Annotated in this window: 16 protein-coding genes; 9 read left to right on the forward strand and 7 right to left on the reverse strand. The window is 59.8% G+C overall.

Going from position 1 to position 19,962, the window contains the following annotated elements:
* Positions 1-28: 28 nt before the first annotated feature.
* The 7 genes from ASS64_RS13845 to ASS64_RS13875 form a co-directional block, all read right to left on the reverse strand.
* On the reverse strand, positions 29-1,216 hold the full coding sequence (locus tag ASS64_RS13845; RefSeq protein ID WP_067695759.1) for a lipid-transfer protein: 1,188 nt from the start codon (positions 1,214-1,216) through the stop codon (positions 29-31).
* Between the two features lie 17 nt (positions 1,217-1,233).
* Entirely contained in the window at positions 1,234-2,151 is a 918-nt protein-coding gene (locus ASS64_RS13850) for an SDR family oxidoreductase (protein ID WP_067695762.1), read from the reverse strand.
* Positions 2,152-2,251: 100 nt separating this feature from the next.
* Positions 2,252-3,553: an MFS transporter gene (locus ASS64_RS13855; RefSeq protein ID WP_067695765.1), complete on the reverse strand. Its 1,302-nt coding sequence runs from the start codon at positions 3,551-3,553 to the stop codon at positions 2,252-2,254.
* Entirely contained in the window at positions 3,540-4,028 is a 489-nt protein-coding gene (locus ASS64_RS13860; protein WP_067695768.1) for a PaaI family thioesterase, read from the reverse strand. Before ASS64_RS13860 ends, ASS64_RS13855 begins: the two co-directional genes overlap by 14 nt.
* Positions 4,025-5,032, reverse strand: coding sequence for a zinc-binding dehydrogenase (locus tag ASS64_RS13865; RefSeq protein WP_067695771.1), 1,008 nt, complete (start codon positions 5,030-5,032; stop codon positions 4,025-4,027). Before ASS64_RS13865 ends, ASS64_RS13860 begins: the two co-directional genes overlap by 4 nt.
* A gap of 12 nt (positions 5,033-5,044) precedes the next feature.
* On the reverse strand, positions 5,045-6,349 hold the full coding sequence (locus ASS64_RS13870; protein WP_067695774.1) for an ArgE/DapE family deacylase: 1,305 nt from the start codon (positions 6,347-6,349) through the stop codon (positions 5,045-5,047).
* Positions 6,350-6,421: 72 nt separating this feature from the next.
* Positions 6,422-8,542 carry a TonB-dependent receptor gene (locus ASS64_RS13875; protein WP_198147722.1) on the reverse strand — a complete coding sequence of 707 codons (2,121 nt, stop codon included), beginning with the start codon at positions 8,540-8,542 and terminating at the stop codon, positions 6,422-6,424.
* A 549-nt stretch (positions 8,543-9,091) separates the two neighbouring features.
* Between ASS64_RS13875 and ASS64_RS13880 the strand changes: the two genes are divergently transcribed.
* From ASS64_RS13880 to ASS64_RS13920, 9 genes are all read left to right on the forward strand, one after another.
* Entirely contained in the window at positions 9,092-9,598 is a 507-nt protein-coding gene (locus ASS64_RS13880; RefSeq protein WP_198147723.1) for an RNA polymerase sigma factor, read from the forward strand.
* A gap of 118 nt (positions 9,599-9,716) precedes the next feature.
* Positions 9,717-10,520, forward strand: coding sequence for a FecR domain-containing protein (locus tag ASS64_RS13885; protein WP_067695783.1), 804 nt, complete (start codon positions 9,717-9,719; stop codon positions 10,518-10,520).
* Between the two features lie 244 nt (positions 10,521-10,764).
* Entirely contained in the window at positions 10,765-11,658 is an 894-nt protein-coding gene (locus tag ASS64_RS13890) for a VOC family protein (protein ID WP_067695786.1), read from the forward strand.
* An 11-nt stretch (positions 11,659-11,669) separates the two neighbouring features.
* On the forward strand, positions 11,670-12,527 hold the full coding sequence (locus tag ASS64_RS13895) for an enoyl-CoA hydratase-related protein (RefSeq protein WP_067696220.1): 858 nt from the start codon (positions 11,670-11,672) through the stop codon (positions 12,525-12,527).
* Positions 12,520-14,178, forward strand: a complete 1,659-nt coding sequence (locus tag ASS64_RS13900; protein ID WP_067695789.1) for an acyl-CoA carboxylase subunit beta — start codon at positions 12,520-12,522, stop codon at positions 14,176-14,178. The genes ASS64_RS13895 and ASS64_RS13900 overlap by 8 nt, the downstream gene beginning before the upstream one ends.
* Before the next feature lie 14 nt (positions 14,179-14,192).
* Positions 14,193-14,990: an enoyl-CoA hydratase/isomerase family protein gene (locus ASS64_RS13905; protein WP_067695791.1), complete on the forward strand. Its 798-nt coding sequence runs from the start codon at positions 14,193-14,195 to the stop codon at positions 14,988-14,990.
* Positions 14,987-16,966 carry a biotin carboxylase N-terminal domain-containing protein gene (locus ASS64_RS13910; RefSeq protein WP_067695794.1) on the forward strand — a complete coding sequence of 660 codons (1,980 nt, stop codon included), beginning with the start codon at positions 14,987-14,989 and terminating at the stop codon, positions 16,964-16,966. The genes ASS64_RS13905 and ASS64_RS13910 overlap by 4 nt, the downstream gene beginning before the upstream one ends.
* Before the next feature lie 3 nt (positions 16,967-16,969).
* Positions 16,970-18,712 carry an acyclic terpene utilization AtuA family protein gene (locus tag ASS64_RS13915; RefSeq protein ID WP_067695797.1) on the forward strand — a complete coding sequence of 581 codons (1,743 nt, stop codon included), beginning with the start codon at positions 16,970-16,972 and terminating at the stop codon, positions 18,710-18,712.
* Positions 18,709-19,962 carry an acyl-CoA dehydrogenase family protein gene (locus ASS64_RS13920; RefSeq protein WP_198147724.1) on the forward strand — a complete coding sequence of 418 codons (1,254 nt, stop codon included), beginning with the start codon at positions 18,709-18,711 and terminating at the stop codon, positions 19,960-19,962. Before ASS64_RS13915 ends, ASS64_RS13920 begins: the two co-directional genes overlap by 4 nt.

Here is a 19,962-nt window from a genome sequence, read left to right on the forward strand (position 1 = left end):
TGCCGAAATTGAGACGCTTTCGGCATGCTCAATGGACCCGCTGGTACATCGTCATGACACAAGCACCTCCGACACCCAGATTGTGCTGCAACGCTGTGCGGGCGCCGGATACCTGACGTGCTTCTGCCTGATCGCGTAGCTGCCAGACGAGTTCGGCGCATTGGGCAAGGCCGGTTGCGCCCAGCGGATGGCCCTTGGACAGAAGGCCACCGGAAGGGTTGACAACGACCTGTCCGCCATAGGTGTTGTCGCCATCTTCGACGAAGCGTTCGGACTGGCCCTGAGGCACAAGCCCAATCGCCTCGTAACTCAACAGTTCATTGGTCGTGAAGCAGTCGTGGAGTTCGACAACGTCCACGTCTTGCGGCCCCACTCCCGCTTCGTCGTAAAGGGAGTGCGACGCCCTTACAGCCATGTCGTAGCCCACGACATTCATCATGCTGCCGCTGTCGAAACTGCTGCGAGTGTCGGTCGTCATTGTCTGGCCGATGATCTGCACCGAACCGTCGAGGCCATGGCGGCGGGCGAACTCTGCAGAACAAACGAGCGCGGCGGCTGCGCCGCAAGTGGGGGGGCAGCATTGCAGGCGGGTCAAAGGATCGAAGATCGGTGGAGACGACAGTATCTGCTCGAGCGACAAGTCGTCGCGGAAGACCGCATTGGGGTTGTTCTTCGCGTGGCGACGAGCTTTGAGGGCGATCTTGGCGAAGGTCTCCCGTCGAGTGCCATAAAGCTCCATGTGTTCGCGGCCGGCGCCGCCGAACAATTGCGCTGCCGGAGGCGCGTCGGCCTCACCTTGGATTTCGCTCATGGCGGCCTTGAACCTGACGAGCGGATTGACCCGATCCGTCCAGGCCGTGCCCAAGGCACCTGGCGGCATCTGCTCGAAACCGACTGCCAGAGCGCAGTCCGCAGACCCGCTCGCGACAGCCTGCCTTGCCAGGAAAAGGGCCGTTGAGCCCGTCGAGCAATTGTTGTTCACATTCGTGATTGGAACGCCGGACAGGCCGGTCTCGTAGACCGCAGCTTGTCCGGAGCAGCTCTCGCCGTAGACATAGCCGGCATAGATTTGCCCGATCAGCGAGTAATCGCCGAGACCTGCGTGACCGAAGGCGGCTTCGATCGCATCTTGAGCCAGCGCAACATAGCTCTTGCCTTCGCTGGGCTTGTGGAAGCGGCTCATGCCGACCCCGGCAACAACGACATTTTTGTTCATGGGTGGTCTTTCCGCGATCAATTGACCCAATCGAATGGGTGCGAGGTGATTTGTTCGAGCTTCTCGAATGTGTCCTGGATCGCGCTGGGAAACTCTGCCCGGTCGAATGCGACGATCTCGTCCCAACTTGCAGCGACGCCCTCGGCCGTCATCTCACCGTTGCGCCCTATGTCGGCGCCTTGGGATCGCTGCCACCGAAGTTTCGCGATCCAGCCACCGCCGACCTCGAACAATCCGCCGGTTTCGTTGGAGGTATCGTGGCAGAGATAGGCGACGAGCGGGCTGATCAGTGTTGGATCGAGGACCGAAGTGACTTCGTCTGGCAAGACGGTCGCGAGCATTCTCGAAGCGGCGACCGGCGCGATGGTGTTCACCAGGATATTCTTGGATTGGCCCTCGACGGCAAGCGTGTTGGCGAGACCCAGGACGCCGAGTTTCGCCGCACTGTAGTTCGCTTGCCCGAAGTTTCCGTAGATCCCGGCAGCAGAGGAGGTGAAGATGACCCGGCCGTTCCCCTGTGCCATCATGTGCGGCCACGCCGCCTTGGTCACGCGCGCTGCGCCGAGCAGATGGACGCGGTATACGAGGTCCCATTCGTCGTCTGTCTGCTTCTTGAACGAGCGATCGCGCAGGATTCCCGCATTGTTCACGAGAACGTCCACGCGCTGGAAGTGATCGAGCGCACGCCCGACTATCGCCTCGCCATGCTCGACCGAGTGATAGTCCGCTTCCGCAATTCCGCCGGCGGCGCGGATCGTGTCGACGACTTCGTCCGCCGAGGTGCTACTGCGGCCTGATCCGGTACTGTCGGTGCCCAAATCGTTGACCAGAACTTTGGCCCCTCGCCTCGCGAACTCAAGCGCGTGCGCGCGGCCCAGTCCGGTCCCCGCACCAGTGACGATCACAGCTTTGCCATCGAAGTGGAGTTCGTCCATCTCAGCGCATCCCGTTTCAAGAAGGTCGCTGGTGAGACGTTCGGTTTGGTGACAACCCTAGTCAGCGCATCGCGTCATTCACTCCCGCAATCGGGCCAAGCTAGTCCGTCTCGACCAGCTCCTCACGCAGACTGCGACCGGCGCGCCAGAGCAAAGCGGCACTGACGATGTAGAGGATCAGCCCGGCCAGCAAGGCATAGCGCAGACTGTCCGTTCCCACCGACGGCTGCATGAGATCGCTCAGAATGCCGATCGCCAATGGCCCCAGGCCGAGCCCGACGAGATTGGTGACCAGCAGCAAAACCGCCGAGGCCGTTGCGCGCGCATTGTGCGGCACGATGCCCTGAATGATCGAGAGTGCGGGCCCCATGTACACGTAACCGAGAAAGGTAACGGGAAACAGGGCAGCCAGCGCGATACCCTTGCTCGGCGCCAGGGCGAAAAGCACGGCGAAGGGTACGGACAGCAGCAAGGCATAGGCGGGAAATCGAACATACCAGCGCTTGTCGATGGCTCCCAGGCGATCGGAGATGTAGCCGCCGAGGAATATCCCTGCTCCGGCCATCGAACCGATAATGAGTGCGAGCCAGGTTCCAACCTCTCCCGTTCCCATTCCGTAGGTTCGGATCAAATAGGTCGGGATCCATTGACCGACGCCATAAGAGACGAACGATGCCGCCGAACATCCCGCTATGACGTATCGAATGGACGACGCGCCGAACACGATATTGGCAACCTCGCGAGGTTTCAGCGTTGCGATTTTCGACCCGGCATTCCCCTGTCTGGTCGGGATGTCTCGGACAGTCGCGAAAACGAGTGCGGCGAGAAACAGTCCGGGGACACCCATGGCAACGAAGGCAGCGCGCCAGCCGAACAGTTGGTTGACCCATCCGCCAACCAGGTAGCCGACCAGCAACCCTGCGGGCATGCCCAGCGAGAAGATTGCCATGGCCGTGGCCCTCTTGGAGGGCGGAAAGTAGTCGGCGATCATTGCCTGTGCGGGCGGGGATGCTCCGGCTTCGCCGATGGACACGCCGATCCTGTAGAGGAGGAGCTGGGTGAAGTTCGCCGCCGTGCCGCACAGCGCAGTCATGAAGCTCCATGCTGCAACCGAGCATCCGATGATCCTTACGCGATTTCCCCGGTCGGCAAGCCGGGCGATCGGTATCCCGAAGGTCGTGTAGAATATCGCGAAGGCAAGACCGGACAGGAGCCCCAATTGCGTATCGGAAAGCTGCATCGTTTCCGAAATCGGCTGCATCAAAATCGCCAGAATCTGCCGATCCGCGTAGTTGAACGTACAGGTCAGGAACAAGACGAAAAGGATGTAATTGGCCTGCCGGTCATCGACATGTTTCGTGAATGTGTTCGGGCCCATTTCGGTCGCATTATTCCGATGCATCGATGCTGCCCTTACCTGATTTTCCAGCATTGTGGTCGATTTTCACGGCAGGTCGCGCTGCATCACGTGGCGTCGCATATCTGCATCGCGCCAGACCAACGATCCTCTCGCCATTCACGATCTCGATATCCACCAAGTTTACCGTACGCCCCAATTGTCTCGCTACTGCATTAGCGATCAACTCTCCACCGTCTGCCGGGGCCATGAAGTCTAACCGCAAATCGATTGTGGCGATCGGGCGCTCGTACAGCATTCCGAGGAGAGCAGCTCCGGCCGTGTCGGCCAAGGCTAGCAAGATGCCGCCGTGATATTGTTCGCCTTCGGGCAAGCGTGCAAAATGACGTTCAGCTTGGATGGAAAAAGTCGCTTTTCCCTCCTCCACCGCAATGGCGTCCAAGCTGATGCCAAGGTGAGCATAGAAGGGCGATCGCTGCAGGATGGCCTGCGCTGCTTCTATGTCGAAGGGCTCTGTCATTGCGTAATCACGATCTTTCCGAAAGTGGAACGGCTTTCGAGCAATTCCATCGCCTCGACCGCCTCCTCCAACGGCTTCCTCGTGGATATCGCCGGGAAGATCTCCTTGCGCTCGAGGTGAACCATCAGGGCGGCGATGTCTTCGCGCAACCAGCCATTGGAACCCACGATAGTCTGCTCGAAGCTCCAGATGTAGCGCAGGTCCGTTTTCGGGGCGTAGCCTGCGGTCGCACCGCAGGTGAGGACACGCCCCCCCTTCGCGAGACATTTCAGCGATTCGACCCATGTGTCACCACCGGTGAAGTTGACGATCACGTCCGCGCCGCCGCCGGTGCCGAACACGTTCGGTTTTCCGAAAAGTTCGATGACCTGCTCACGGAAGGGGCGCCGGGTGTAATCGACCAGATGGTGTGCGCCGAGTTCAGCCAGACGATCGAGCTTATCGGCCGAGCTGGCACAAGCCACGACTTCCGCCCCCATGAGCATCGCGATCTGTACACACGCCGTCCCGACCCCTCCGCTTGCGCCCAGGATCACCACTTTCTCCCCGCGGGAAATTTTGCCTCTTGCCACCATCATCCGATAGGCAGTTGCGTATGCCATGGGCAGGCAGGCGGCTTCGTCGAATGAAACTCCTTTCGGAATGGCCAATGCCTGATGCGCGGGCGCGACCATAAACTCGGCCAGCCCGCCGGGGGTCGTCTCCCCGATCATCCCGAATTGCGTTCGGTTTATCGGGTCGAACAACACTCTATCGCCGGGACGCCAGCCATCGACTTCCTCGCCGACTTCCACGACTTCGCCGGCCACATCGCATCCCACGATCAGCGGAAACTCCAGATCGATGCCGGGCATGCCTCGCCGAGTGAATATGTCGTGATAATTGAGCGAAGTTGCGCGGACACGGATGAGCAAGTCTTCCGTACCGGGTTCGGGCCTGGGGAAATTATCCTCGAGGACGAATGCGTCATTATCACCGTGCCGGTGCAGCACTACAGCTTTCATACCCATGGCGTCCTACATTTGCCTCCGCTCGATCCCGCGCACACCGCACCATCGCGCGATGAACAGCGCCAGGACCTTCGTCACACGCTTCAAGGAGTCGAGGTCGACAGCCTCATCGAAAGAGTGGATGTTCCTTCCCCGGGCGCCGTAGACTAGTGCCGGAAAGCCACCGTAGAGGCCGAATGTGCGGGCGTCCGACGTAGCTGGCGTAAGGAGCTCTTCCGGTGCGGCCCCGGCGATCGCCCGATGGCAATCGATCAGCAGGTTCCAGGGCTCTTCCGCATCCGTCACGACATAGCCTCGCGCCTTGAAACCACCTTCGCGCAGAACCGGACGGTGTTCCGCCAGGAAATCGTTCGCCTCTGCGATATCTTCCACCCTTCGGCGGATCTGAGCGACCGTATCCTCGAGTGACCACCCGGGAAACAATCCGACCCGCAGGCTGATCGCGCATTGGCTCGGCACGCTGGAAACCCAATCCCCCCCGGAAATCATGCCAAGATTGATGTTGATGGGGTTCTCGATCGAATCGAACGGCGCGTGTTCACCCTTCAGCGCATTCCATTCGGGCTGGAGGGCGCGAATGCCGTCGGCGATCAGAAGTGCGTTGTCGACCGCACTGGAACCGAAGCCTGCGCTGCCCGATGCATGCTGGGGGTCGCCGGGAACATCGACATGCAGCCACAGCACGCCCGCCTGGGCGCGGACGATCTGTTCGCCGGAGGGCTCCGGGATGACAGCAAGATCGGCCTGGTATCCACGCATCAGGCAGGCGACCGTGCCGTTTCCGGTGCACTCTTCCTCCGCAACCGATTCGATGTGCAGGGGCGATGCGGGCTGGACGCCTGCTGCGAGCAGTGCACGATAAGCGCCAAGACACGCTATTACTCCAGACTTCATGTCGGCACTGCCGCGCCCGTAGAGCCAGCCGTCGCGCTCGACCGGCTCGTAGGGGGGCGTGCTCCAGCGGCCGATGTCGCCGGGCGGCACGACATCGATATGCCCGTTCAGTATGAGGGATCGACCCTCGGACCGCTCCGTGGAAACCGACCCCACCACGCAGTCGAGCCGATCGCCGGAAATGCCCTGGGCCGGCGGAGAGCTCCCCGGATGGCCGAGAACGCTCTCGAGTTCAGCCTGCCAACGATCGACCTCGAGGCCGAGATCTGCCATCGCCGCGGAGACGATATCCTGTGCCGCGCTTTCCCGGCCCGAGAGAGATGGCACCCGGATCGTTTCTGCGGTCAATCTCAACTGCTCATCGTAACCGTCCTCGACGGCCGAACAGATCTTCTCGATGAGGTGCTCGTCGAGCATCTGGGTGCCTCTCGCTGCAATCATGTTCGGAAGTGCGGGGCCTGGCCCGAAGCGACGTCGGCTGCGGCTTGCTCAGAAGCTGAAGGTCGCATCGATCCCGTAGGTCCTTGGCGGAGTGTAATTCACGACATCCGCACCCACGAAAGGGAACGCATCTTCGATGACGACTTGATCGGTTAGGTTCTTGACCCAGGCGGACAATTTCCACGAATCGTCGTCGGGGCCGAAACCGATGCGGGCGTTGAATAACGACGAGGACGGAATGAAGTTGCTCGGGATCGTCGCCGCATTGGAGTATTGGTCGGACACGTAAGTGAAATCGACCCGCGGCGAAATCTGCAAGCGTTCCGTCACGTAGAAGGAGTAGTCGATCGCGGCGGAAGCCGTCCATTCGGGTGCACGAAGCAGTGGATTGCCGGAAAAATCGACCCCCGGTTGGAGAATATACTCACGAAATTCGGCATCGGTGTAGCCGAGACTGCCCGATAGAATCAGGTCATCGACGGGTTCTGCGGTCAGCTCGATCTCGCCACCCAGCGCGCGCGCGCTCGCCGCGTTGCGGATGACAAAGGAGAGCCCGTTGAAATTGCTGACCTGAAGGTCCTGGTAATCCAGATAGAAGATGGCTGCGTTGAGCGACATCCTTCGGTCGAAGAACACCCCCTTGTATCCGATTTCGTAGTTGGTTGCGGTCTCCGGTTCGAATGTGAAACCATCGGGGTTCGTATCGACGACAAAATCGTTGTTGAACCCACCCCCCTTGAAACCGGTCGAGATCGTTGCGTAAATCGATGAATCGGGTGTCAGGGCATAGCGGGTGCCCAGCGTATAGGTCAGTTCCTTGTCGGTCCGGCTCGAAAGAGTGCGCGGAATGCTGGGCAGAAGGAATACCGCACTTCCTGTCGGGGAAAAAATCTGCCGGAAATCGTTATCCTTCGTATCCGAGGTATATCTCAGGCCGCCGAAGGCCGTCAGCGCATCGGTCAGGTTGACGTTGACATGGCTGAAGACGGCATAGGTCTTAGTGGTCACTTCGCCGACATTCGATCCTAGCAGCTCGCCACCAAATACGCTGCCCCCGGGAACCGGCCTATCGAAGCGCGCTTCCTGCCAAAAATACTGACCGCCGATTATGAACGTCCCCCACTCCGCATCGCCGGGGGATGCAATCCTCAGTTCCTGCGAGAATTGCTCGACTTCGTCGCGGAAGTCGATCGTGAACAAATCCACTGGCGAGAGATCCTGATCGTAGGCCAGCCGTACTTTCGCCGACCGGTAAGCGGTGATGGACGTCAATGAAAAGCCACCCCCAAGTTCGTAGTCGAGGGTTAATGCGGCACCACCGGTTTGCCTGTCTTCGAAGTTGTCGGGCGCGTTGAAATTCACCGTGTAGGGCCCGGGCACGAACCCCGGACCGTTCAGGGGTTCCTGGGGCGCCAGCTCGCTGAACGCATCGAGATAATCGGCCGCGAGAAGCACGGTGAGCGAATCTCCGACATCGAACTGCAACTGCGCGCGGACATTGTCGACGTTGTTGGACCCCAGACGCGAACCGTCGAAGACGTTGGTGATGAAGCCATCGCGCTGCGAGTGGTTGGCGGAGATTCTGAGAGCGGCCCGGCCTTCGACCAGAGGGATGTTGACCGATCCCCGAAGCGTCCAGAAGTCGAAATTGCCATACTGCGCGGTGACCGTTCCACCGAACACATCGTATTCGGGCTTCTTACTGACGATGTTGATAGCGCCAGATATGCTATTCTTGCCGTACAGCGTCCCCTGAGGGCCGCGAAGCACCTCCACGCGCTCGATGTCGTCCAGAGGGACCCCGAACCCTTCGCGACGCCCTACCGGGACTTGATCCAGATACACGACCACGCCGTCTTCGAAGCCGAGGTTGCGGACATTCGAAAACACCCCGCGGATTGTGATCTTGGGCCGGGAATCGAACGATCCATCGGGCAGCGATACGTTCGCCAGGCTGCGACCGACGTCCTCGATCGTGGCGGCACCGGTTCGTTCGAGGACACGTTCGTCGAGCGCCGCGATGGAGATCGGAACATCGATCAGCCGCTCGGCTCTTTTCTGAGCCGTGACGATGATCACGGGGCCTTCCTGCTCGCCAGCTTCAGGTTGTGCAGCCGGATCCGCTTCCGTTTGCGCGTGCGCCGTACCGGCGAATGCGGCACCGATCATTGCGGCTGCGGCGGCGGATGTCAGCTTCGCCGCTCGATGGCGAGCAATAAAGGACCCCAAATTGCTGACCTGCATGATGACCATCTCCCCGCTCCCTCATTCAGCTACCAATCGCATCTTGGCAGGAAGCCGATTGCTTCCGCGTCTGGTGGTAATGACGCTGGCGCGTCCAAGGACCCTAGTTTCGGGCTCGCGTCCAAAGCAGCAAGCAGATTGCCGACCCCCACCGGACGCCCTGCAATCGAGCGCGTGACCGAAACCCCAAGCAGCTGTTCGACCGGCGACATCTTTTGTGCGTAGCACAAGCGCTGCGCGAAAGAAGGTTGTCGAAATGCCAGCGCGCACTTAACCTTACGCGATGGACTGCCGGCCGGTTGATTTTTTCGCAATCTTCTGGTCGGCTTTTCGACGGGCGGTCTTCGACCTGCCACTACGCAAGAGCACTCCTTCAAGCCGGAGTACTATGTTGGCACCTCGGGCCGCAGCGAAGCGCTTTACGCTGCAGAAGTAAGCTAGGTTCATTCATTGGGACAGTCGCGAACACCAGCCGTGCTTGAGGAAACATTTCACTCAAATGTCACGGCCCTTCGCGCGTTTCTCTTGGCCAGATTGCGAAACAAGGACGATGCGGAGGACGCCTTGCAGGATGTTTATCTCAAGGTCGGCCAAGTGCCCGAGGACTTGCATATTGGTGCGCCCAGGGCATTCTTGTTCAAGATCGCGGCGAACTTGGTCATCGACCTGCAAAGGAAACGGCAACGCGATGCCCGCGCCGGAATGGGCACCTATGCGGCGGACATCGATACATATTCGGAAGTGATCGCGTCTAGTGATCCCATGCAAGACGACCAGTTGATTTCGCGCGAAACGACACAACGCGTTCTGGAGGCTATCGAGATATTGCCCCCCAAGACGAAAAGAGTCTTCATGTTGCATCGCTTCGAAGGGCTCAGCCACTCCGAGATTGCCAGGTCCCTTTCCGTCACCACGAAGACAGTGGAGTACCACATGGCCCAAGCCCTCCTGAAGTTGAGACGAGCCCGCCAGGATGATTGAGATGTAGTTTGAATTCTGAATTTATTTGCCTAGGAATTGGGGTCTGGCAATCGTCATTGGCTCAAAAATCTAAAATCCTTTCACTTCCATCCTTCTAAGAACGACAAGTGTCTGACAAATGCGAAACGAACCAACCAGTGCAGCAAGGTGGGCCGTCATAGAACGCGAAGCCGCGCATTGGTTCGTACGACTCCAGGCCGATTATGTAACTTCGGAAGACCAGATCGAATTCGGCTTGTGGCTCGCCGAAGATAGCGCCCACCTTGCATGCTTCGAGGAGATAGAGCGCAGTTGGAACGACGTCCCGACCCCTGAATTGGCCGCGCACCACGATGACGTGATCAGCACGCTAAGTCGGCAGAAATTCGCCAGCGGGATAGTTGCCAGGCTGTCGAGCAGGACGGCCGTGCGAACCGCATGGATCAGCCCCATCATCCTGGCCTTTGCGATGATGGCCGTGTTGATCAGACCGGGTACGATCTACGTATCGGATGAACAGGCCCAATTCGTGACCCTGAGCGACGCCACGCGGATCACTCTATCGCCAAATTCGAAGATCCGGGTCGTCTATTGGGGTGACCAGAGAGTCGTCGACGTGCTCGCAGGAGGAGCATCGTTCGACGTGTCCGACGATCCTGCCAGAAGATTCGTGGTGTGGACCAATGGCGGAAGGTTGGACGCGACGGATTCCGAATTTGCCGTTGCCCTTGTCGCCGATGGGACACAGGTTTCGGTCCAGGGCGGACTGGTGCGGCTCACCACGGCTGCCCCCACGCTGAATGGAACCGTTTTTGCGGAAAGCATGATTTCCGCGGGCGAGGAGAGACACTTCTTCCTCCCGGACCTCAACAGGCTGGCAGGCCTCCAGGGATTGAGCGGTTCGGCACATGTAACCGGATTGACGCCCGCCGGCACCCCTTGAGGATCGAACCAGGTGCTGCACCCGCGCCTCGGTCGCGCGCATGAGCCCCCTGCTCGCGGTTCGTTTCCCCTGCCGATCCCAAGTGCAGAACAGATTTGCGCGGCTCACGCACGCCTGACCACGAGCATCCGCATCCGGCCACTGCCGAGGCGATCGTCATGAATGCCTAGGGGAAGGCCTTCGGGCTGCGTCCTATTCCTGCCGACCAAAGGACGCGGCTACGCGGGATAGCAGGAAGGGGCGCATGGAGGCTGTTGCAAAAGGGATCGACCATGTCGCCGTACTTGTCGCCGATCTGGACAAGAGCGCGCGGCATTACGAACGGCTAGGCTTCAATCTGGCGCCTCGCGGCCATCACCCTCAATACGGAACGGCAAACCACACGATGATGTTCGGATCGGACTATCTCGAGTTGATTACCGTCGAACAATTGCGATCGAGCAATTACCTGATCGCGGAACGTCTGGAGAGTCACGAGGGACTCTGGCTGCTCGCGCTGGCATCCGAAGATCTGGCCGATGCGGCACTGGTGCTGGATGATCGGCAAGTGTCGCACGGAGGTGTCCAGCAGTATTCGCGCGAGACGAGCGATGCTTGCGGCTCGCCCGCTCCTGCTCGGTTCGCCACGATTCATTTGGGATATCACGACTATCCGGGCGCAACGGTTGCACTCTGCCAACATCACACCCGAGAACTGGTGTGGAAACCCGGCCTGGCGGATCATCCGAACGGGACGGTCGGCATTGCCGAACTGACACTCGTGGCGAAGGATCCGGCTGCGGTGGCCCAGTGCTACCAGCCTATCTTGGGTCAGCCTTTCCGGAATTCTGCCACTGATTTTTCCTACGTTCTGGGTCGGCAGACCATCCGGGTAACGACACACGAATTGCTGCGCAATCGGATCGGCATCGACGCACCGCACAGCCTGCCGGAAACGGCGCTCGCTCACGTGGCGCTGGAGACCACCGAACTGAAACTCGTCCGAGATTGCCTGGCGCAAGCCGGTGTGGCTGCGTGCGAAAGTCCCGTCGGGTCCCTGATCGCGGATGCCGCCCTGACCAGCGGAACGATCATCGAATTTCGGGAACATGTTCCAAGTGACCGGCGCCATCGGTCACGCCAGGTCCTTGCGGGTTGATGGGAGCGAAAATGCAGTTCGAAACTCTCAACATCGCTGTCGAAGACGATTTGGCGATCGTGGAACTCAACCGGCCGAACCGGCTGAATGCTTTCGATCTTCAGATGGTTACCGATTTCATTGCCGCAATCGACGTGCTTGGGAAAGACGACGCCGTGCGTGCGATCATCGTGACGGGTGCGGGACCCCATTTTTGTTCCGGCGCCGACCTCAGCCGCGGCAGGGATAGCTTCGACGCCGGTCACCAGCTGCAGGGTGACGATCCCCGAATACGCGACAGAGCCGGCTTGGTCACATTGGCATTGTTCGATTGTCCGAAGCCGCTGATCGCTGCGGTCCAGGGCGCCGCTGTCGGAATGGGCGCAACCATGACGCTGGCAATGGATTGCCGCATTGCGAGCACCAACGCTCGGTTCGGCTTCGTATTCACGAGGCGCGGAATAGTACCCGAAGGATGTTCATCCTGGTTCTTGCCGAGAATCGTCGGCATCCCGAAATCACTGGAGTGGCTGCTGACCGGCGGTTTCGTGGATGCCGAAGAGGCACTTGCCGCACAGCTGGTATCCGATGTCGTGACAGAGCACGACCTGTTGGCTTCGGCAAAGGCAGTTGCCACCAGGTTCATCACAAGCACATCGGCGGTCTCGGTGGCCCTCACCAGGCAGATGCTCTGGAAGCTCTCGGCTGCAGATCACCCCATGGCGGCTCATCGGATCGAAAGCCGCGGCGTCTACGAACTGGGACGCACGGCAGAAGCAAGAGAAGGCATCGAGGCCTTCATTCAAAAACGCACGCCAGAGTTCCCCCTCAAGGTCAGTGCCGACATGCCTGATTTCTATCCCTGGTGGGAAGAGAAGACGTATGACTAAGCTAGATACGTCACACACTCCCCGACCGCACACTCCCTTTCCGGCCTTGCAGTCGAGCATCGACGACAGTTCTTCCACTTTCAAAGAGAACTACGCTGCGATGACGGGCTTGCTCGACCATGTCCGATCGCTCGAAGGGAAGATAGTCGCCAATTCCGAACGCTCGCGCGCCAAATTCGAGCAACGAGGGCAAATTCTGCCTCGGGAACGCCTCGAACATTTGATCGACCGGGGCTCTCCGTTTCTCGAGATATCCTCGCTCTGCGGCTACAAGGTACACGATGACGACGGCGACAAGTCGATCATGGGTGGTGCGGTAATTGCCGGCATCGGGGTCATCAATGACGTACGCTGCGCAATCACAATCAACGATTCTGGAATCAAGGGCGGGTACACCACCGCGTTGGGCAACGCCAAAGCACAACGCATGCAGCAAATCGCTCTCGAGAACAAGATTCCCCTCGTTTCACTGATCGAGAGCGGTGGAGCCAATCTACTTCGGCAATCGGAACTCTTCGTCGATTCCGGCCGGTTCTTCGCAAACATGGCGCGGCTCTCGGCGGCCGGCGTCCCCACCATCACGGTAGTTCACGGCTCATCCACCGCGGGGGGAGCCTATGTTCCGGGCATGTCCGACTATGTCGTGATGGTGAAGGATCGCGCCAAAGTATACCTCGCCGGCCCACCGTTGCTGCTCGCCGCGACCGGCGAAGTGGCCAGCGAACAGGAACTGGGCGGGGCGGAAATGCACGCCCAGATCGCCGGAACGGCTGAGTACGTCGCCGAGAACGATTCAGACGCGATCCGCTTGGCTCGAGCGATCGTGCCAAACGCCCGGCGACCGCAGAGGCGGCAGAATCGTGGAGAGGTCGAAGCCCCGCTATTCCCCGCCGATCAACTGCTTGGAATCGTTCCCGTTGACTATCGGCGCCCATACGATGTCCGTGATGTAATCGCGAGAGTTACCGATGGGTCGCGCTTTCAAGAAATGAGCAGTGATTTCGGCAGCATGACCGTTGTCGGTCATGCCCGGATCTGGGGACATGAAGTCGGGATCATTGGCAACAACGGGCCGATCGAGCCGGAGGGCGCTGCCAAGGCAGCACATTTCATCCAGCTATGCTGCCAATCCGATACGCCGTTGTTGTTCCTCCACAACACCACCGGTTTCATAGTCGGGAAGCGCGCGGAACAGGCAGGGGCCGTGAAGCATGGCGCCAAGTTGATTCAAGCCGTCGCCAACGCGCACGTACCCCGGATTACGATCCACATCGGTGCATCATTTGGTGCCGGAAACTACGGCATGAGCGGTCGCGGGCTGGATCCGCGGTTCATCTTCGCGTGGCCGAACAATCGGGTCGCAGTGATGGGGGGTGAGCAGGCCGCCCGCGTGCTGTCCATCGTTTCCGAAGAAAGTGCCGCACGCACGGGTCGTGAGCCGGATCGGGCCGCACTCGAGAAAATGCAGCAGACCATCATCAAGACATATGATGAAGAATCCACCGCACTCTTCGCGACCGCAAGGCTTTGGGACGATGGCATTATCGATCCGCGCGATACGCGTGATGTCGTGGGCCTCTGCCTCGATTTGGTCGAGGAAGAGCGCCAGTCTGAAACGCAAGTGACCAATTTTGGCGTGGCTCGGTTCTAGGATCGGAATGACCAATGGATAACACCGGGCGGGAATTGATAGTGCAGCGAGAAGGCGGGGTCTTGTTTGCCACGCTCGACCGGCCCGAAAAGCGCAACGCGCTCAACCAGGGCATGATTGAGGCACTCGATGAACTCGCGGACGATCTGGAAACCTGCGCGCGCACCCGGATCCTCGTCATCCGAGGCAGCAAGGGCGTATTTTGCTCGGGCGGCGATATCAGCGGGTTCGATAAGGCGGGCAGACCCGATCGAGCGAGGTTGATTGCTGGGAACAAGACATTCGGCCTGCTGCTGGAAAAGCTCGACCGCCTGCCCCAGACCGTGATTGCGGTTGCAGAAGGATTTGTTTTCGGGGGCGGGATAGGACTCATCTGTGTCGCCGATTTCGTACTCGTCGAGGAAACAACTCGCTTCTCGATCTCGGAAACGACGCTCGGCGTACCGCCAGCGCAGATCGCTCCGTATCTTGTCTCCAAGATTGGCCCGGGACGGGCTCGTCGGCTTGCGCTGACCGCCGAGCGTTTCGACGGGCGCGAGGCGACCAGCCTGGGACTTGCCGATCGGCTCGCGACGGGCAACGCCGAACTCGAGACGTCCGTTCGACAGGTTATCGGGCGGACACTGGACTGCGCACCGAAGGCCAGCCGGCAATCCAAATTGCTGATCCAATCGGCCACGCACTGGCCGCGTTCCTCCTTCGCCAGCCATGCCGCCACCATATTCGCCGATTCCATCATGAGCGAGGAAGGTAGCGAGGGGGCCGCGGCGTTCCTGGCGAAGCGCAAGCCAAGCTGGGCGGAAAACCCATGACACCGCGCAGTCTGACCAAGATCTTGGTTGCTAATCGGGGCGAAATCGCATGCCGGATCATCGCCGCCTGCCGCAAGGACGGCATCGGATCCGTGGCGGTCTACAGCGATGCCGATCATTCAGCTCCGCATGCCCGCCTCGCCGATGAAGCGATCAACATCGGTCCAGGCGCACCGCTGCAATCCTATTTGAACATCGAGGCGATTGTCGAAGCCGCCATCAAGACGGGAGCAGATGCCATTCATCCCGGGTATGGTTTTCTTTCCGAGAACGCCGAATTTGCGCAAGCGGTCGGGGAGTCAGGCCTGATATTCATTGGCCCCTCACCCGAAGCGATCCAATCGATGGGCAACAAGGGGGTCGCCAAACGGCTGATGCTCGACGCTGGCGTCCCATGTGTGCCGGGACACGATGAAGGCGAGGGGTCTCTCGAGGAGCTGGAAGAAGCAGCGGCCAGCGTCGGTTTCCCGCTGATGGTCAAGGCTAAGGCCGGCGGTGGCGGTCGCGGCATGCGGCGTGTGGATTCGTCGACCGCCTTACGCGCCGCCTTGGAATCGGCGCAGTCGGAAGCGCTCAATGCATTTGGCAATGGAGATCTCCTGCTTGAGCGCGTCATTACCAATGCACGGCATGTGGAATTCCAGATCGTTGGCGACCAGCTGGGACATGTTGTGCATCTTGGAGAGCGGGATTGCTCCCTGCAACGCAGGCATCAGAAGCTCATCGAGGAAGCCCCGGCCCCCAATGTCGACAAGGCCCTGCGCGCGAAAATGGGAGAAGCGGCCTGCGCCGCGGCAAGAGCAATTGGCTATGTCGGAGTGGGAACCGTCGAGTTCATGCTCGACGACAGGCAGGATTTCTACTTCCTCGAGATGAACACACGGCTGCAGGTGGAACATCCCGTTACCGAGCTGGTGACGGGAATAGACCTCGTACTGCTGCAGTTCGAGATCGCTCGCGGCATGCCCCTGCCTTTCGAGCAGGCCGACATAGCCTTGCAAGGTCACGCGATCGAAGGCCGCTTGTGCGCCGAGGATCCGCAAAATGACTTCTTGCCCCAGTCCGGGCAAATAGCCCTCTGGGCCGCTCCCGAGGCATCGTGGTTGCGTACCGATACAGGCGTGGAGACCGGAAGCGAGATTGGCACTTTCTACGATCCCATGTTGGCCAAGATCATCGTTCACGGGGCCGACCGCGAACAGGCCCGAAGGCGGCTGGACTGGGCACTCGAGAATTTGTCTGTCTGCGGATTGAAGACGAACCGCCTGTTTCTCCAGCAACTCCTCCGCAGCGAACGCTTTGCAAACGGCACCGCAACGACGGACTATCTGCAGGACATTGTCGAGACCCTCACCGGGAAAGTCGGACCATCCCCGATCGAGCTGGCGATGCTGGCATGTGCCATTTGGTCGGAACGCTGCAAGGCGAATGCCGCGACAGGGCCCACGATAAGGCACGGGCGCAAGCCCGGCACGCGATTCAGAATCCTGCTTGCCGACGAGCAATTCGAGTGTCGTGTCCTCGAGGCGGAAGGCACGTGGCAGGTAAGTTGCGGCGAGAGGCTCCTTTCGATCGGGGTTGCCAATGTCGAGGCCGCGTCAGCCCGCATTTGCATCGATGGAGTGTGGAGCAACATCAGGCATTGCCAGACACCCATCGGGCTTCACTTGGCCTGGAAAGGCGCCGAAGCGGTCGCGATCGACCAAACCTATGCTGTGGAAGGGGAAAGTGCACTAGATGCAGAGGGCGTGCTTGCTGCACCGATGACCGGTCGCATCCTCGAGCTTGCCGTTGCCACGGGAGATTTGGTGCAGGAGGGACAAGTCCTGCTGGTGCTCGAGGCGATGAAAATGGAGCACCGTATCGTCGCCCCCTTCGACGGTCGCGTGCAAAAGGTTTTCATAGCTGAAGATGACACGGTCTCGGCCAAATCCCGCATGATCGAGATAGTGCCCGACGGCGAGCTTGAGGGCTAGATCATGCAACAGGCCCTGAAAATCGGAGGCGGTGGAGCATTCTGGGGGGACAGCATGATCGGTTTCGATCAGCTGTTGAACGAGGATCTCGACTACATTGTTCTGGATTACCTTGCCGAAGTCACGATGTCGGTGCTGGCCCGTGCCAAGCAGAAGAATCCGGAACTGGGCTATGCTACCGACTTCGTGGATCGACTTCTGCCCGATCGGTTAGGCGCCATTGCCCGGCGCGGTGTCAAGGTGATCACCAATGCAGGGGGCTTGAACCCCGAAGCCGCCGCAAGTCGAATAGCGCGACTCATTGCTGATCGTGGCCTTGCTTTGACGGTGACTGCCGTAGGCGGCGATGACCTGTCCGGACGCGCCGAGGAGTTTCGCAGCGCGGGTGTGGCGGACATGTATTCGAATGCCCCGTTTCCCGAAGATTCTTTGAGCATAAATGCATATCTTGGCGCGTTCCCGCTGGTCGAAGCCCTGCAAAACGGTGCTGATATCGTCGTAACGGGCCGCTGCGTCGACAGCGCCATGGCGCTGGCCCCCTGCATTCATCATTTTTCGTGGCGCCGTTCCGACTATGACCGACTGGCTGCTGGAAGCTTGGCTGGGCACATTCTGGAGTGCGGAGCACAGGCAACGGGCGGGATCTTCACCGACTGGGAGGAATCGCATAGCTGGGATCGGATCGGATATCCCATTGCATCGATCCAGAGCGACGGAACGATCGAGATAAGCAAGCCGCGCGACACGGGGGGCCTGGTTTCTCGCGGCACCGTGAGCGAACAGATCCTATACGAAGTCGGTAATCCGGCAGCCTACCACCTGCCGGACGTCATCTGCGATTTCTCGAACGTCGAAGTCGAGCAGATATCCGGGGATCTGGTTCGCGTGAGCGGTGCTTCCGGAGCGCCTCCGTCCGGAAACTACAAGGTGTCCGTCACCTATGCGGATGGATTTCGAACGGCATTCTATCTGTCCGTCGTCGGGATCGGTTCACGCCGCAAGGCCGAGCGTGTCGCAAGCTCGCTGCGTGACCGCAGTCGCCGATTGTTCTCGGATGCCGGCCTTTCTGACTTTGCCGAGTTCGACTTCGAACTCTTCGGCGAGAGTGATTGCGAAACCCCCACTTGCACCACGACCATTCTGAAACTTGCCGCAAGGCATGAGGACGCGCGAGCCCTCGAGGTGTTCACGCGCGAAGCAGTTTCTGCCGGAACCTCCATGGCACCCGGCATCTGCGGCGTAGGCGGAGGCCGGCCGCGAGTTTCACCTTGCGTGCGCCTCTTTTCGTGCCTGCTTCCCAAAGGGGTGCTCGAAGGCGCCAGGCTTGCGAGCCCTTCTTCCTCGCCCGAGGCATCGCACCGTCATCGCGCATTTCCCGGTAGCAATGCGAATGTGGCGACCGCAGGTCGGCCGGAGGAAGGTCCGCCGAGGCCGACCGCACCGCTGGTCGATTTTGCCTGGGCACGCAGCGGCGACAAGGGCGATACCGCCAATATCGGTGTGATCGCCAGAAAGCCCGAATACGTTGATCACCTGCGGAAGCACTTGACCATCGAGCTGGTGCGCGATTGCTTGGGGGATGCGGTCCACGGGCGGATCACACGCTTCGAGGCGCCCGGCCTCCATGCTTTCAATTTCGTTCTCGAAAGCGCGCTCGGCGGGGGGGGAATGGCCAGCTTGCGCAATGATCCGCAGGGCAAGGGGTTCGCCCAGAGACTCCTGGCCTGGCGAATTCCGTCTCCATGAGTGAGAATTCCATCCTGCCCGACCATACCACTGTGACTGCGAAGACCATGGACTGCGACGAAGACGATCTTTTTGAATTCAGAGACGAGTTCGCCGGATGGCTACGTGTCAATGCACCGGGCAAACCCGCCTTCCCGTTGCCGGAAACATTCATGGAGGTGGGAACCGACGAGCAGTTCGACTTCCTTAGCGATTGGCAAAGATCGGTTTACGAGGCCGGCTATCTCGGAGTGAGTTGGCCGCAAGAATACGGAGGCCGGGGGCTGCCAGTCGAATTCCAGAACGCAATCGATCTGGAGATGATCCACCAGAACGTTCCGATCATGTTCAACACGATCGGGTTGGCTTGGGCTGGCCCATTGATTCTTGACATCGGCAGCGAGCGGCAAAAGAAACAATATATCAGACGGATACTGACCGCCGAAGATGTTTGGTGCCAGGGGTTTTCGGAGCCGGGTGCCGGATCGGACCTTGCAAACATCCGTACGGTTGCCGTTCGTGACGGTGAAAACTGGCGGATCAACGGGTCCAAGATTTGGACCACGCTCGGCTCTTATGCGGATCACATGATCCTGCTTGCGCAAGGCGATTCCGGCGCAGCCCGCTACAAGGGACTCAACTTCTTGCTCGTACCGATGGAGTCTGAAGGCATAGAGGTACGCAAGATTCGCAAAATGACCGGCGAACACGGATTTTGCGAAGTTTTCTTCAATGATGTCTTCGTCCCGAAAGATTGTTTGATCGGACAGGAACTGGGCGGGTGGCAAGTCGCGATGCGAACCTTGACCTACGAGAGGGGAGCCGCAGGTGGGCAGGCCAGCATGCACACCGGGACGAGGATCGAAAGCAGCCTGATGATCGAGGCCGCGACGCGCGCCGAGTTTGATGGCGGCCCTGCTCTCGAGGAACCCCTGATCTGCGATGAACTGGTTCGCCTCTTGATCGAGGAACGAGCCAATCTCCTTCATGAATCGAGAAAGCGGCATTCCGCTTTGGCGGGCCCCTATCCGACCGCGATCGATATGTCTCACAAGCTTCGCTGGACCGAGTGGAATCGGCGACTGCAACGTTTGGCGGTTGAGCTTCAGGGGCTGGAAGGCTCCCTCTACCTGGAAGATCCCGACGCATTGGACGGAGGCGCCTGGCAGCGCGGATACCTCAACAGTTTCGCTGCGACCATTGGCGGAGGCCCCTCTGAGATCCAGTCCAACATTCTTGCCGAACGTGTCCTCGGACTGCCGAAAGGTTGA

Source organism: Erythrobacter sp. AP23 (assembly GCF_001542855.1).
In the GTDB taxonomy this organism is placed as follows: domain Bacteria; phylum Pseudomonadota; class Alphaproteobacteria; order Sphingomonadales; family Sphingomonadaceae; genus Qipengyuania.

Excerpts from the sequence above, each read along its gene's own strand:
- ASS64_RS13845 (WP_067695759.1), bottom strand. The coding sequence starts at position 1,216 with ATGAACAAAAATGTCGTTGTTGCCGGGGTCGGCATGAGCCGCTTCCAC.
- ASS64_RS13850 (WP_067695762.1), bottom strand. The coding sequence starts at position 2,151 with ATGGACGAACTCCACTTCGATGGCAAAGCTGTGATCGTCACTGGTGCG.
- ASS64_RS13855 (WP_067695765.1), bottom strand. The coding sequence starts at position 3,553 with ATGCATCGGAATAATGCGACCGAAATGGGCCCGAACACATTCACGAAA.
- ASS64_RS13860 (WP_067695768.1), bottom strand. The coding sequence starts at position 4,028 with ATGACAGAGCCCTTCGACATAGAAGCAGCGCAGGCCATCCTGCAGCGA.
- ASS64_RS13865 (WP_067695771.1), bottom strand. The coding sequence starts at position 5,032 with ATGAAAGCTGTAGTGCTGCACCGGCACGGTGATAATGACGCATTCGTC.
- ASS64_RS13870 (WP_067695774.1), bottom strand. The coding sequence starts at position 6,349 with ATGCTCGACGAGCACCTCATCGAGAAGATCTGTTCGGCCGTCGAGGAC.
- ASS64_RS13875 (WP_198147722.1), bottom strand. The coding sequence starts at position 8,542 with ATGATCGGTGCCGCATTCGCCGGTACGGCGCACGCGCAAACGGAAGCG.
- ASS64_RS13885 (WP_067695783.1), top strand. The coding sequence starts at position 9,717 with ATGCGAAACGAACCAACCAGTGCAGCAAGGTGGGCCGTCATAGAACGC.
- ASS64_RS13890 (WP_067695786.1), top strand. The coding sequence starts at position 10,765 with ATGGAGGCTGTTGCAAAAGGGATCGACCATGTCGCCGTACTTGTCGCC.
- ASS64_RS13895 (WP_067696220.1), top strand. The coding sequence starts at position 11,670 with ATGCAGTTCGAAACTCTCAACATCGCTGTCGAAGACGATTTGGCGATC.
- ASS64_RS13900 (WP_067695789.1), top strand. The coding sequence starts at position 12,520 with ATGACTAAGCTAGATACGTCACACACTCCCCGACCGCACACTCCCTTT.
- ASS64_RS13905 (WP_067695791.1), top strand. The coding sequence starts at position 14,193 with ATGGATAACACCGGGCGGGAATTGATAGTGCAGCGAGAAGGCGGGGTC.
- ASS64_RS13910 (WP_067695794.1), top strand. The coding sequence starts at position 14,987 with ATGACACCGCGCAGTCTGACCAAGATCTTGGTTGCTAATCGGGGCGAA.
- ASS64_RS13915 (WP_067695797.1), top strand. The coding sequence starts at position 16,970 with ATGCAACAGGCCCTGAAAATCGGAGGCGGTGGAGCATTCTGGGGGGAC.
- ASS64_RS13920 (WP_198147724.1), top strand. The coding sequence starts at position 18,709 with ATGAGTGAGAATTCCATCCTGCCCGACCATACCACTGTGACTGCGAAG.